Annotated in this window: 12 protein-coding genes; 2 read left to right on the top strand and 10 right to left on the bottom strand. The window is 50.8% G+C overall.

Features of this window, described 5'->3' with window-relative positions; translation table 11 throughout:
- Positions 1–29: 29 nt before the first annotated feature.
- From AJ81_RS06340 to AJ81_RS06295, 10 genes are read right to left on the bottom strand one after another with little or no spacing between them, the layout of a single operon-like run.
- Positions 30–1,136, bottom strand: coding sequence for a metallophosphoesterase family protein (locus tag AJ81_RS06340; protein ID WP_031504596.1), 1,107 nt, complete (start codon positions 1,134–1,136; stop codon positions 30–32).
- Positions 1,137–1,937 (bottom strand): 3-methyl-2-oxobutanoate hydroxymethyltransferase, encoded by an 801-nt coding sequence (gene panB, locus AJ81_RS06335; protein ID WP_031504597.1) that lies wholly within the window; start codon positions 1,935–1,937, stop codon positions 1,137–1,139.
- A gap of 2 nt (positions 1,938–1,939) precedes the next feature.
- Positions 1,940–2,743: a Rossmann-like and DUF2520 domain-containing protein gene (locus AJ81_RS06330; RefSeq protein ID WP_051368730.1), complete on the bottom strand. Its 804-nt coding sequence runs from the start codon at positions 2,741–2,743 to the stop codon at positions 1,940–1,942.
- A gap of 33 nt (positions 2,744–2,776) precedes the next feature.
- Positions 2,777–3,397: a redox-sensing transcriptional repressor Rex gene (locus AJ81_RS06325; RefSeq protein WP_197536863.1), complete on the bottom strand. Its 621-nt coding sequence runs from the start codon at positions 3,395–3,397 to the stop codon at positions 2,777–2,779.
- Positions 3,372–5,342, bottom strand: a complete 1,971-nt coding sequence (locus AJ81_RS06320; protein ID WP_031504603.1) for a [Fe-Fe] hydrogenase large subunit C-terminal domain-containing protein — start codon at positions 5,340–5,342, stop codon at positions 3,372–3,374. Before AJ81_RS06320 ends, AJ81_RS06325 begins: the two co-directional genes overlap by 26 nt.
- Before the next feature lie 15 nt (positions 5,343–5,357).
- On the bottom strand, positions 5,358–7,235 hold the full coding sequence (locus tag AJ81_RS06315; protein WP_031504604.1) for an NADH-ubiquinone oxidoreductase-F iron-sulfur binding region domain-containing protein: 1,878 nt from the start codon (positions 7,233–7,235) through the stop codon (positions 5,358–5,360).
- The gene (gene nuoE / locus AJ81_RS06310) at positions 7,216–7,701 is read right to left on the bottom strand and encodes an NADH-quinone oxidoreductase subunit NuoE (RefSeq protein ID WP_031504606.1); all 486 of its coding nucleotides are present in this window, start codon (positions 7,699–7,701) and stop codon (positions 7,216–7,218) included. The genes AJ81_RS06315 and nuoE overlap by 20 nt, the downstream gene beginning before the upstream one ends.
- A gap of 13 nt (positions 7,702–7,714) precedes the next feature.
- Positions 7,715–8,854, bottom strand: coding sequence for a SpoIIE family protein phosphatase (locus AJ81_RS06305; protein WP_031504607.1), 1,140 nt, complete (start codon positions 8,852–8,854; stop codon positions 7,715–7,717).
- Between the two features lie 3 nt (positions 8,855–8,857).
- Positions 8,858–10,444 (bottom strand): [Fe-Fe] hydrogenase large subunit C-terminal domain-containing protein, encoded by a 1,587-nt coding sequence (locus AJ81_RS06300; protein ID WP_031504609.1) that lies wholly within the window; start codon positions 10,442–10,444, stop codon positions 8,858–8,860.
- Positions 10,435–10,662 (bottom strand): NAD(P)H-dependent oxidoreductase subunit E, encoded by a 228-nt coding sequence (locus tag AJ81_RS06295; RefSeq protein ID WP_031504611.1) that lies wholly within the window; start codon positions 10,660–10,662, stop codon positions 10,435–10,437. The genes AJ81_RS06300 and AJ81_RS06295 overlap by 10 nt, the downstream gene beginning before the upstream one ends.
- 189 nt (positions 10,663–10,851) lie before the next feature.
- On the opposite strand from AJ81_RS06295, the gene AJ81_RS06290 reads away from it, so the two are divergent.
- Together AJ81_RS06290 and rodA are read left to right on the top strand one after the other, a co-directional pair.
- Positions 10,852–11,742: an ATP-binding protein gene (locus AJ81_RS06290; protein WP_031504613.1), complete on the top strand. Its 891-nt coding sequence runs from the start codon at positions 10,852–10,854 to the stop codon at positions 11,740–11,742.
- Positions 11,726–12,808 carry a rod shape-determining protein RodA gene (gene rodA, locus AJ81_RS06285; protein WP_031504614.1) on the top strand — a complete coding sequence of 361 codons (1,083 nt, stop codon included), beginning with the start codon at positions 11,726–11,728 and terminating at the stop codon, positions 12,806–12,808. Before AJ81_RS06290 ends, rodA begins: the two co-directional genes overlap by 17 nt.
- Positions 12,809–12,811: the final 3 nt, after the last annotated feature.

The following is a 12,811-nucleotide window of genomic DNA, read 5'->3' as shown; positions in this document are numbered from 1 at the left end:
ATTCCTCGATACCGAGAAAGTTCTCTATCTCAATCCTGAGCGGTCTCAGATTGCTCGACCTCCCTCAACAGTTGTTCAACGATCTTGACTATTTCTTCCTCGAAGTCCGGATACTTCCCCTTAACGTAGTCACGGTACATTTCGATCAAACTCTTCTTCTCCACGGGTCTGTCGGCACCACGTTCCTGCCAGTCCGTCTCGAATTCCACCTTCACGACGGATTCATAGCGTTCGAGCAAGTGTTTCCTCACCTCGTTGGATGGAACGCATTTGAACAGGACGCGCGCATAACCCGAGAAGTTCTCGAGCTCCGACTCGAGTCTGTTCAGGTTCGAAAGGCTGTAATCTTCGTACACGAAGGTCTTCAGAGTCACATGGGGTGTCCTCACGGGTTTGACGATGGTCCTCTGCGAAATCTCGATGAGCAGTGCGCCCTTCACATCCTTCTCTTCACCGAAGTCGAGAGCTATCGGTGAACCGCAGTACCAGCCGATCGGTTGTTGCAAAATCTGCATTTGGTTGTGCACATGGCCCAGCGCCACGTAATCAAAACCCGTTGGAAAACTGCTGGGTTTGAGATCGTAGAGTATCGCGTTTTCTCTCTCCGATTCGAAGCAACCTTCCAGCATTGCGTGCGCAACGAGCACGTTCGCCTTGTTCGATGAGATGCGTACTCTGAAATCGTTGAGATAAGAATCTAAGAGGTCCCTCATGGCTGAGATCGGATCTTTAGTCACACCGAGGAGCCTTTGATAATCGGTGTACGGTAGAAAGGACAGGACCACGTCGTCCAGCTCGATCGTGGTCGGTCTCTCGATGATGTGAAGGTTTTTCAGCTGAAAGTTCTTCCAGCAGTTCAACCCTTGCCAATCGTGGTTTCCGAAGACCAGAAACGTGGGAGCAATCGCCGCGAACCTCGCCACCACCTCGCTCAGAACGTTCAAAGCATCGATCCTTGGATTGATTCTGCTGTGTATCACATCCCCCGCGATGAGCACAAGATCGACTCTCTCTTTTTCCGCAACGTCCACGAGAAAATGAAGAGCCTGCCTGGTCTCCTCGAGCCTGTCCACGGCCTTGGAGCCGACCCATGACTGAAGTCCCACGTGCCAGTCCGAGGTGTGAAGGATCTTCATTCAGTTTCCTCCCAGCCTGAAGACGTTTTCCTCAGATGGAAACTCTCTCGTTCGAACTTCCTCTACGTACTGAGAGATAGCTTTGAGCGAAATCTCGTACAGATTCGCATACCTTTTTGCAAACTTCGGCAAGAATGCAGGGTTCAAACCGAGCGCGTCGTGCAACACGAGCACCTGTCCGTCACAGTATCTGCCCGAGCCTATGCCTATGGTTGGCACGTTCACACTCTCGGTGATCTGTTTCGCCACCTCTTCGACCACCATTTCGAGCACGATCGCAAAAACTCCAGCCTCTTCGAGCGCTTTGGCGTCCTCCAAGAGTTTCCTGGCAGTGTTTTCGTCTTTGCCCTGGACCCTGTAACCTCCAAAAACGTTCACGGACTGCGGCGTGAGACCCAGATGTCCCATCACGGGAATTCCGCTCTCCACCATTCTTCTTATCAAAGGTGCGAAACTGGAACCCCCTTCGAGTTTGACCGCGTTCGCACCGCCTTCCTTCAGGAATCTTCCCGCGTTCCTGATGGCCTCGTCCTGTGAACACTGATAGGAAAGGAAAGGCATGTCACCGATTATGAACGCGTCCGGCGCACCTCTCCTGACCGCTTGTGTGTGCCTGATCATGTCGTCCATCGTGGCGGGTAACGTGTCGGAGAAACCCAGAACGTTGTTCGCGAGAGAATCTCCGACCAATATGGCATCCACACCCGCCTCGTTCACGATGCGTGCGAAAGGGGCATCGTAGGCGGTTATGAGAACTATTGGTTGTTTTCCCTTCATCGAGATGAATTTCTGAACGTTCATGCTCACAGTCTTCCCTCCTTGAGACTCCTCAGCAGTTCCACCATCTGGTCATAGAACGATGCAAACTGAGGAAAGATACTTTTGAACAGCTCCCTTTCTTTCTTCACCACTTCCCAATCGCCCCTCGCCACCGGTCCTGTCAGCGAGCCTGCCACACCCTTGATCTTTATGTTCTGCGCCACGCTGTCGATCAGATTGCCCATCAGTTCGCGAGATTCCTCGACGCCGCTCTTCTCGTATATCCTTTCCGCAAGCGCGGCAAGACCCACAACGAAGTTCGAGCACACCACCGCCGCGAGATGATAGCCAGCCTTTCCATCCTCCGGCAGAACCACGTACTTGCCGGATATGTCCTCAACTAATTCTATCGCGATTCTCAATCCCTCTGCGTCCCCTTCGACGCCGAAGATGCAGTTCAAAAGGTTCGACTGAGCGACAACAGGATCGGCGAAGGAAAGGTTTGGATGCATCGATGCCCTATGGAAACCGAGTTTTTCAGCATTTGCGAAAATCTTCGACGAATGAAAACCGCTGAAATGTATCAGACAGGTGCCCGGCAAGATCCTATCTTTCGTTCGCTCATAAACCTGCGCGATGGCAGAATCCGGCACGGCGAAGAAAACGACGTCTGAAAGTTTTTCTATTTCATCGTAAGTTATTGGAACGCCGCTGCCGATGTCTTTGACGAACCGTTGTGCGTTCTCCTTGAAGCGAGAAACGACGAAACCAACCGTGTGGGATTTCTCAACGAGCCTACGACAGATGGTCAGTGCCACCTTGCTGGTACCGAGAACGTTTAGTTCCACACGAGCTCACCCGATAAGTTTTTAACACGTGGCTCAGCTTTTGTTGCGCCTCCGATTCAACAGATGTTTCAGGGTGAGCAGGCTCTGCGTGATGTCCTCGTTCACCACGAGCACGTCCTCGGGCACTTCGAGCTCGATCGGGGCGAAGTTCCAAATACCTTTGATGCCACAGGCAACGAGTAGGTTCGCAACTTCCTGTGCCGATTCCTTCGGCACGCATATCACACCGATCTCGACGTTGAACCTCTTCACCACTCTTTTCAGATCCTTCAAGGGAAGCACGACGAGGTCCGATACGAACTGCCCGATCTTTTCTGGATCTTTATCGAAGATCGCGACGATCTCTATTCCATACTTCGCAAAACCCTGATAATTAGCAAGGGCGGAGCCGAGCCGGCCCGCCCCAACTATGACGACGGCCGTCTCTCTCTTGATGCCGAAGAGTTCGTCCAACTCTTTCTTCAGCTCCTCGACCTTGTAGCCAACCTTAGGTTTTCCCGTCGTCTTGAGATAGCTCAGATCCTTCCTGACCTGCTCGGGCTGTATCTTGAGCAACCTGGCTATGGTTTCAGACGAGATGTACTCCTCCTCAACGTCGAGGAGGAGTCTGTGATAGAGTTTGAGTCTCTCAAACGTTGGTTTGGGAAGCATCATGAACCCTTCGTTGGAGTTGTTTTTCAATCTCGGCTTCCACCTTTTCAAGGTTCGCTTCACCTATCAGTTTATCATCCACGAGCACGTTTGGTGAGTGGTCACAGTTCTCCAGACAGAAGGTACCCACTATTTCCACGGACGAGTAGTCTTTGCGCTTCGCAAGTTCGATCAACTCTGAAAGCAATTTGTAGGAACCTTTCAGATAACAAGAGGTCCCAAGGCACACCTTCACCATCACTTTTTCGCCGTTCGACGCTGGCAGAACTTCCACGTCTTCCTGCACGATACGCTTTCTCGGTCTGTAGGTTGTGTGTATCAGCTCATGCAGGTTGGGGACCTCTTCGTAGAGTTTCCTCATGTGGTAATTCTCCGTGGGTGAGATGAGGCTCTTAACGGCTACGAGTTCTTTCAACTGTTTGGATCTGCTCTGTCTGGCTTGAGTGTCGTTCGGATAAGGCTGACCTCCTCCACCTACGCAGCCGAAGTTACAGGCCATGACCTCGACGACATCGACGTTCATCTTTGCTTCGAGGATATCATTGACCACTTTCCTTGCGTTTGCGAGTCCGAAAACCATCAAGCCTCTGATGGTTCTACCGTCCTTGGTCTTCGCTTCGATCTGTCTGATGCCTTTTTCGAGTTCGAAAATTCTTTCATCTTCGATTCCAATTTCATCGTTCAGGACCGTGATGACGCTCGAGAGCACCCCACCGCTCTTGCCGAAGTCGAGCCCACCTTGCGAAGAAACACCGTAAGGACGATCGAAAGGTTGCGGTTCGAGCTTTCTCAGATCGATCCTGCTGGCCTTTATGAACTGCGACAGCTCCTTGGTGGTGAGCACCAGATCGACTATGCCGACGTGTTCCTCTCGCTCGGCCTCGAACTTCTTCGCAGTGCAAGGCATGAACGAAACCAGACAGATCCGTTCAGGATCGAGGTTCAATTTTCTTGCGTAGATTCTCTTCACAACGCTACCCAGAGCCTGCTGAGGAGACTTCACGCTGGACAAGTTGTTGGTGAGCGTTGGATAGAATTGCTCCACGTACTTGACCCAGGCTGGGCAACAGGAGGTGAACAGAGGCAGTCTCTCGTCGTTGGAGAGGCGCTCCAAAAGCTCGTGTGCCTCTTCGAAAGCCACAAGGTCTGCTCCGAACGCCACATCGAAGACCTTGAAAAAGCCTGAAAACTTCAAAAAGCTCACCAATCTCTCTGCGATGAACGGATCTTTCTCAATGCCGAACTCTTCCGCGAGAGCAACCCTCACGGCGGGTGCGATCATGCCTATGACGACTTTGCCATTCGAGAGCGCCTCGTAAAGTTTTTCCAGATCGTTCCTCGCATACAGTGCACCCGTCGGACACACCGAAACGCACTGACCACAATAAACACACTCGGTCTCCGAAAGATTCGCTTCGAAGGCAGGGGAAACGCGCGATTCGATACCACGATACGCAAAGTCAATGGCACCAACGCCTTGAACCTCTTCGCACATTCTCACGCAATCCCCACAGAGAATACACCTGCTCGTGTCCCTCACGATCGGGCTCGATGCGTCGATGAACCTGGGTTTGGGAAGTTCATCGAAACGTACGTTTCTGATTCCGAACTCTTCCGCATACTTCTGAAGCTTGCAACTACCGTTCCTCTCACATACGGTGCAGTCCCTGTTGTGACTGGCGAGTATGAGCTCGAGGATACCCCTTCTCAACTGTTGAATCTGTGGTGTGTTTGTCTTGACGTGCATGCCTTCCCTCGGTTTCGTCGTGCACGAAGTTACGAGCTGTCCGTCAACCTCCACAAGGCACATCCTGCAGGCACCGTAGACCGATGTCTCTGACAGATAGCACAGATTGGGTATCTCGATGCCGACTTCTTTCAGAGCCTCGAGCAAGTTGCTCGCATTTGGATCTATCTGAACTTGTCTACCATCCACGTAGACTGTCATGCCCTTCACCTCCCATCAAGCGACCCTTATGGCTTTGAACTTACACTTTTCAACGCACAAGCCACACTTGACACACTTTTCGGGGTCTATCACGTACGGTTTTCCCCTCTCCCCGCTGATGGCACCGTTCGGACAGAATCGGGCGCACAAACCACAGCCTTTGCAGAGTTTTTCGTCGATCACGTATTTTTTGAAGGCGGTGCATGAACCACTCGGACAGACCCCACGTAGGTGCGCCTCGTACTCGGATCGGAACCACCTCATGGTGCTGAGTATGGGATTTGGCGCGGTCTTTCCCAAACCACACAGGGAAGCAGTCTTGATGAGTTTCGCCAGAAACTCCAGATTCTTCAGATCTTCCTCGTTAGCCTTAGCGTTGACGAACTTTTCCAAGATCCTGTAAGCCTGCGCGGTACCTTCACGGCAGGGTACGCACTTGCCGCAGGATTCTCGCTTGGTGAAATCGAGGAAGAACCTTGCGACCTCCACCATACAGGTCTTCTCACTGATCACCACGATGCCTCCAGAACCAACCATGGCATCAATGGATCTCAATGTGTCGTAATCCAGGGGCATGTCGAGATACTGTGGTGGCAAACACGCACCCGATGGACCTCCTATCTGAACCGCCTTGATCTTCTCGTTGTTCGCAAGCCCACCGCAGATGTCGTATATGATCTGTCTCAAGGTCGTGCCGAACTGCACCTCAACGATTCCTGTCATCTTCACTGGTCCCGTGACGGAGAACATCTTGGTGCCTGGGGAGTTCGCTGTTCCGAGTCTTCTGTATTTCTCCACACCGTCTCTGATGATCCTTGGAACGTTCGCGTAAGTTTCCACGTTGTTGATCAGAGTCGGATATCCCCACAGACCCGATTGCGCAGGGAATGGGGGTCTCGGCCTGGGCATACCCCTCTTTCCTTCGATGGAAGCAAGCAGTGCGGTTTCTTCACCGCAGACGAACGCGCCCGCACCTTCCTTGATCTCCAGATCGAAGGAAAAGCCTGTGTTGAGTATGTTCTCACCGAGCAAACCGAGTCTCTTGGCGTCGTCTATCGCCTTTTGAAACATCTGTATCGCTATGGGGTACTCCGCACGCACGTAGGCGTAACCTTTTTGAGCGCCAACAGCATAAGCTGCGATGATCATACCTTCCAAAACCAAGTGCGGATCTCTCTCGAGCAAGGTTCTGTTCATGAAGGCGCCGGGATCTCCCTCGTCACCGTTACAGACGACGAACTTGATGTCGGACTTGCTCTTTCTCGCCGCCTCCCACTTGAGACCCGTCGGAAAGCCTCCACCACCCCTACCTCTCAGACCAGAAGCCTTGATGGTTTCGATCACTTCCTCTGGCTTCATAGATGAGAGAACCTTCAACAGCGATGAGTAACCGCCTCTGCCCATGTAATCTTCGATGCTGTCGCATTCGCTTTTGCCGATGTCCTCCATGATGTAGAAATTCTGTCTCTTGTAGAGCTGGGTGTCCTCGAGCGATTTGACACGCTGGTTGGTCTCAAAATCGATCATCAGCAGTTCTTCAATGACCTCTCCCTTTTTCAGAGTTCTCTCAACGATCTTTTCGACGTCATCCACACCGACGTGCGCGTAGAAATAACCATAAGGCTGAACGCTCACCAACGGACCTGAAGAACAGCGACCGCAACAACCGGTCTTTTTCAAAATGCCATCGTGCGCGTCGTCTATCTTGAAAACGCTCACGTTCAGATTCTCGCGTTCGATCAATTCCTTGAATTTGTTGTACACCTTGAGCGCACCTTTTGCGGTACAACCGGTTCCCACACACACATAAACAGAAACGCTCTGCAACTTTTTGTTCCTGATCTCTTTCTGCTTTTCTATGAACCGGTAAGCATCAGTTAGATTTTTGAGCATCGTCATCACCCCTCAAGCTCCGCAGAATCTCTTTCACCTTTTCCGCCGTCAGGTTACCGTAAACTTCTCCGTTTATGACCATCGCCGGCGCGAGCGCACACGCTCCGAGGCATCCGACACAATCTACACTGAACTTCAAATCCTTCGTGACCTCTCCAGGTTTGATGCCTATCTCTTCCTCTATGGCTTTGATCAGGCTCGTGGAACCTTCCATGTGGCAAGCAGTTCCATCGCACACCAAGATCGTGTACTCTCCTTTCGGTTTCAGAGAGAACTGCGCATAGAACGTGGCCACACCGTAGACTTTTGCAGGTGGAAGTTGCAACGCGACGGCAACGTAGTGTATGACGTCCTTCGAAAGGTAGCGATGAAGTTTTTGAACCTCAAGCAGTATCTTCACGAGATTCTCCTTTTTGTAGTTGTACTTCCTCAAAATCTGCTCGACGGCTTCGTAGGTCCTCTCCAAGGCCCTCACCTCCTCAGCAATATTCGATGTTCACAATCTTTCCCCGTTCTCTCAGAATTCGAGCGATATCGTGCACGAGTCTGAATTTCAACGAAACATCGTGGCTGAACAAAGGATTCTGATGCGCCGGATTGATCGCTCTCCCCACAACGAAGTTGATCTCGTCGGCCTCGAACAAAAGGTCCAGAAGCTTCTGAGTGGCGAGTCCAATTTGGTTCTGCTGGTTTTCAAGGTATCTGAACACCTGAGTCAGTGTGACGATGCCCTCGGTAACGAGTTCGAAGCCTTCGAGTTTTCCGAGCGGTGGAGAATCGAAAGATAAGGTGTCGAGCTCTATCTGAACCTTCTTTCCAAGCACGCGTTCGAAGATCTGCGCCGTGGTACCACCGCAGATGACTTTCTTGCCAGGCAGACTCAAAAATCTTTTGACCATCGCTTCGTCCTTGCTCTTGTCTTCGGGTGGGCCGATGAAGATGTTCAAGACGTGCAGAGGTCTGAACTGTGCCACCATCGCGAGTGCATCGTCCCCTCTGGTCCCCCTGTCGAGATGCTCGGCAAGTTTCACGAGGTGTCTGACGATGTCGCTGGGTGGAAGTCTGTGTTTGAGAAGTGATTGAATCTCTTTGAGAATGTTCTTCAAGCCAAGACCGAGGGGAAACTGTGGTGTTCCCATACCAGCTTGTGAAACTCCGTCCGTCATGACGAAGAGCAGATCGTTTTCTTGGGGTGTGATCTTGCTCAGCAATATGTTTCTACCTTCGATATTCCTCTCTTCTTTCTCAAGGTTCACCAGCTCACCGTTTCTCAAATACAGCACAACGGGAAATTCGTACTCGACCACGACGCATTCGTTGATCGTCGCATCGTACACCACACAGCACAAATTCGCGTAGCTTATCCTTCTCACTTTACAGATCGGCAGCGTTTTCAGAATCGATGTGAAGACCTCATCGAAGGGAACATCGTGAAAGAGCATCGTGGCAGCCATCTTCGTCGTGAGCGTCGAGAGTATGTTCGCTTTTACACCGCTTCCGAGACCGTCCGAGACGCAAGCCACCACTCTGCTCGAGCTTTTCTTCACGCATATCGAATCTCCACAGATTTCCTCGCCTGGTTTGCTCTTCTTTGCGTGTTCTATCTGACAGGTGAGCACGGTTCATTCCTCCAGAGACGTTCTCAGCTCGACGAAACTCGCCTTTATTTCGGCGACGGTTTCACCGAGCAGACCCGCCACTTCCTGAACGACCCTCATCTGTTTCGAGAGCATTTCTTCCATCTTCTGGATTGTCTCTTTCTTGATGCGCCTCAGGGTTTCTTCCTGTTGTCTTTCTTTTGTTACATCCACGAGCAAGTAAACATCTGCCTTTTCCTCAGGAAGGATGAAGAACTTGACGTAGTAGAGGTTCGGTCCTATCTGGACAGGTTGGCCCTTGAAGAAGGATTCTCTCAACTCCTGAACGAATTTCTCTTCCGCGCCGTTTCTGAAGATGTTCGAAGCACTCTTGTTCCGGTAAATTATCTTTCCATCCTTGACCATGAGAATCGCGTTCGGTGATTCTTCAACGATCCTGTGCGTCGCGGCTTTGAGCTTGTCCACCAAGTAAGTGATGCACATCTCTTTTTCTGCCCTACCCAAAAGTACCGCGATGGCTTTGTCTTTACAGCTGTCATAACCACACGCACCACAGTTCAACCTCTTCTTTTCATCAGCCTTACCCATCTCCGTCAGAACTTCTTCGATCTTCGGTTCATCTATCTGAATGGTTCTCTTCTTCACGGAGAAGTCCCGATCGATGTTGATCTGAACCTGGATCGAACCCTGTTCCAGCTGAGACATTTTCCTGGCGTGTCGCACAATTCGAAGACGTTTCTCCGCGAGACTGAGATCCTTTCTGATGGCTGGCCCGTTTATGCACCCACCATGGCATGCGGAAGCTTCGATGAAGATCTTTTGTTCTTGGGATGGAAAGTTTTCGAAAAGTTCGATCAGATTCTCAACTCCCTCGACGACGATGTGCGCGTCGAAGTCTATGCGAACCGTGTAGTTGATGCCGCCGGAGGTCGGATACATCCTCGCGTACGAAGGATATGGTCCTTCGGGAAACTGCTCGTCGAACTGGGACAGATCTACCTTCTCTTCGTTCATGAGCGCATCGAGTTCTTCGAAAGTCAATGCGACGTCAACAGTCCCTTCGGCTTTCTTCGCGATACATGGTCCTATGAAGACGACTGGCAAGTCTCCATGAAGCTGTTTCAAAATTTTGGTGTGCGCAGTCATCGGCGAGTCCACGTGAGCTAAGTGCGCCAAAATCGAAGGAAAGTGCTTTTCGGCCAGTTCCACTACCACAGGACACGCGGTGCTGACGATCGTTTTCTGTTGTTGGAAAAGGTGAGAATACTCTCTGGAAACCAGCTCTGCACCTACAGCGGTCTCTTGAACGATCTTTGCTCCCCAGGACTTCAGCAGCGAGATCACACGGTAGGGCTCATCGTAATGGGCGAAGAAGGATGGAGCGATCGAAACGAGGAAAGAATTCTCGCGCAATCTTTTGAAATCTTCGATATTCTTCGTGTACCTCTTCGCTTTCTGTGGACAGATTGAAACACATCTACCACAGTGAACACATTCTTCTTCTATCACCCAAGTCTTGCCCGCGGAGAAAGATATGGCTTTCACCGGGCAATTCCTCAAACATTTGTAGCAATACAGACATTCTGCTTCACTCGAAACGATCAGCGACATTTTTTCACTCCCAAGAGTTGCTCGAGTTTTTCGGGGGTGACGTTCGTGTGCAGTTGACCGTCGATCTCGACACAAACACCCTCAGCACACCTGCCAAAGCAGAGAGAGCCAAAGATGTCGAGTTCGAATCCGCTCTGCTTCAACTCCTGAAGCTTCTCGACGATAGCGTAGGAACCTTTCAAATGACAGGAACTACCCATGCACACTTTCACCAACATCCCATCACCCCAAATCGTGAAAGTTTTATCGTTATCTTTTTCACGATTTATTCTAAGGCCTTTCTGAGAAACAAAAATGAAGCGACTGGAAAATCCTTGAGACACTTATGTGAAAAACTTCACAGGTATGCCCGTCTGCGCCGAGAGACACGTGTTGTAGAATATTTTTGTGTGGAAGGAGGAGAAGAGATGAAGTGTAAGAAATGTTCGCAGACCGCCGTTATCCACTTACCTCAGCACAACGTCGCTTACTGCGAGGAACATTTCAACGATTACTTCCTGAACAGGGTTCAGAAGGCGATAAGAAAGTATTCCATGATAGAAGAAAACGAAAGAGTGCTCGTCGCAGTTTCGGGTGGCAAAGACAGTGTCTCACTGTGGCACGCTCTGGTGAAGCTCAACTACAACTGCGACGCACTCTTTCTCGACACGGGTCTGGGTACGCCCAAGCTCGAGGAACTTGACCAGCTGGCAAAAAAAGTGGGCAGCAATTTCATCATCTACGACGCTCACGAAGATCTGATGGGACTGGACATACCCAAGATCGCGAAAATTTTGAAAAGACCCACATGCTCGGTGTGCGGTAACGTGAGAAGATATTTGATGAACAAGTTCGCAGTTGAGAACGGTTACGATGTTTTAGCGACCGGACACAATCTCGACGACGAAGTTTCGTTCTTGCTTGGGAACCTTCTGAACTGGCAGACGGGTTATTTGGCGAGACAATCACCGACGCTCCCAAAGACTCACGAGAAGTTCGTGAAAAAGATCAAACCACTGGTGCTTCTCACGGAGAAAGAAACCTACGCTTACGCACTGATCAACGATTTACCCTTTTCCGAAGAGAAGTGTCCCTTCTCGAAGAATGCGAGCTCGCTGTTGTACAAGAGAGTTCTGAACGAGATAGAGATGGCGCAGCCCGGAACCAAACTCAGATTCTACGCAGGTGCACAGGAATTCTTCAAGGAAAAAGAACCGGTGCAGTTGCGCGAGTGCGCCGTGTGCGGTTATCCAACGACGGAGGAAGTGTGCAGCTTCTGTAAGATGAGAGAGAGGTTGAAGAATGCCTTGGGAGAATAAGAGATTTGAGCTTTTTCTTCCAGTCACGGTGGTCTGTCTGATGATCGTTGGTCTTCTGGCTCTGTACAGCGCCACGAGAGATCTCGGTCTGAGTTTCGTCCGAAAACAATTGGTATGGGATGTTCTTGGTGTCGGTGCCATGTTCTCGATGCTCTTCGTTCGTGAGCGATACTTGAAGATAGCTGGTAAAGCGCTCTACTTTGTCTCGCTCTTCCTCCTTGTTATGGTCCTCTTCTACGGCACGGTCTCCGGTGGAGCACGTCGTTGGTTCGATCTTAGGTTTGGTTATTTTCAACCTTCAGAATTCGCAAGGCTCGCCCTTTTAGTGTTGAACGCCACCTTGCTCGCCGAGCCGAACAGAAAGAACTTCTACAGCTCTTTCTTCCTGACCATGATTTGTGTGGGACTCGTTGCCATAGAGCCAGATCTGGGAACGGCATTGCTCATGGCCGGCATATGGTTTTCTATGGCCCTCGCGAGTCAGGTGAAGATTAAAAGGTTGTTGAAAGTCGTCGCTGTGATCAGTGTCATGGCGGTGCTCTTCTTCTTTTTCGGATTGAAGGATTATCAGAAAGACAGGATCACATCTTTCCTCAACCCCGGTAGGTATGCGCAGGGAAGCGCCTATAACATGCTCCAGTCGATCCACACCGTTGGTTCTGGAGGATTGCTTGGTAGAGGATTTCTCAAAGGTCCTGCGACGAGACTGAAGTTCGTTCCAAAGAACCACACAGACTTCATATTCTCAGTCATCGGAGAAGAGTTCGGTTTCCTTGGGACTTTGGTCTTACTCGTTCTGTACTTCGTCGTGTGCTGGCGCATTGTGAGAGCGGTCAAGTTGGCGAAGGATGAATTTTGGAGACTTCTGTGCGTTGGAGCGCTCGCAACTTTTTCGCTTCAAGTGTTCATAAACATCGGTATGTGTATGGGAGTGGCTCCCGTGACAGGCTTGCCACTACCGTTTGTGAGCTACGGTGGCTCGGCAACGCTGTTTCTGTCGATCCACATAGGTCTGGTGATGAAGAGTATCGCGATCGCCAAAAGTGGTGTGGAGATTCAAGTGTGAGAG

This window comes from Pseudothermotoga hypogea DSM 11164 = NBRC 106472, from assembly GCF_000816145.1.
In the GTDB taxonomy this organism is placed as follows: Bacteria; Thermotogota; Thermotogae; order Thermotogales; family DSM-5069; genus Pseudothermotoga_A; species Pseudothermotoga_A hypogea.
This window is presented reverse-complemented; position numbering and strand designations above follow the sequence as displayed.

Bases quoted from the DNA above. Each gene is read 5' to 3' on its own strand.
- AJ81_RS06340 (WP_031504596.1), bottom strand. From the start codon at position 1,136: ATGAAGATCCTTCACACCTCGGACTGGCACGTGGGACTTCAGTCATGG.
- panB (WP_031504597.1), bottom strand. From the start codon at position 1,937: ATGAACGTTCAGAAATTCATCTCGATGAAGGGAAAACAACCAATAGTT.
- AJ81_RS06325 (WP_197536863.1), bottom strand. From the start codon at position 3,397: ATGATGCTTCCCAAACCAACGTTTGAGAGACTCAAACTCTATCACAGA.
- AJ81_RS06320 (WP_031504603.1), bottom strand. From the start codon at position 5,342: ATGACAGTCTACGTGGATGGTAGACAAGTTCAGATAGATCCAAATGCG.
- AJ81_RS06315 (WP_031504604.1), bottom strand. From the start codon at position 7,235: ATGCTCAAAAATCTAACTGATGCTTACCGGTTCATAGAAAAGCAGAAA.
- AJ81_RS06300 (WP_031504609.1), bottom strand. From the start codon at position 10,444: ATGTCGCTGATCGTTTCGAGTGAAGCAGAATGTCTGTATTGCTACAAA.
- AJ81_RS06295 (WP_031504611.1), bottom strand. From the start codon at position 10,662: ATGTTGGTGAAAGTGTGCATGGGTAGTTCCTGTCATTTGAAAGGTTCC.
- AJ81_RS06290 (WP_031504613.1), top strand. From the start codon at position 10,852: ATGAAGTGTAAGAAATGTTCGCAGACCGCCGTTATCCACTTACCTCAG.
- rodA (WP_031504614.1), top strand. From the start codon at position 11,726: ATGCCTTGGGAGAATAAGAGATTTGAGCTTTTTCTTCCAGTCACGGTG.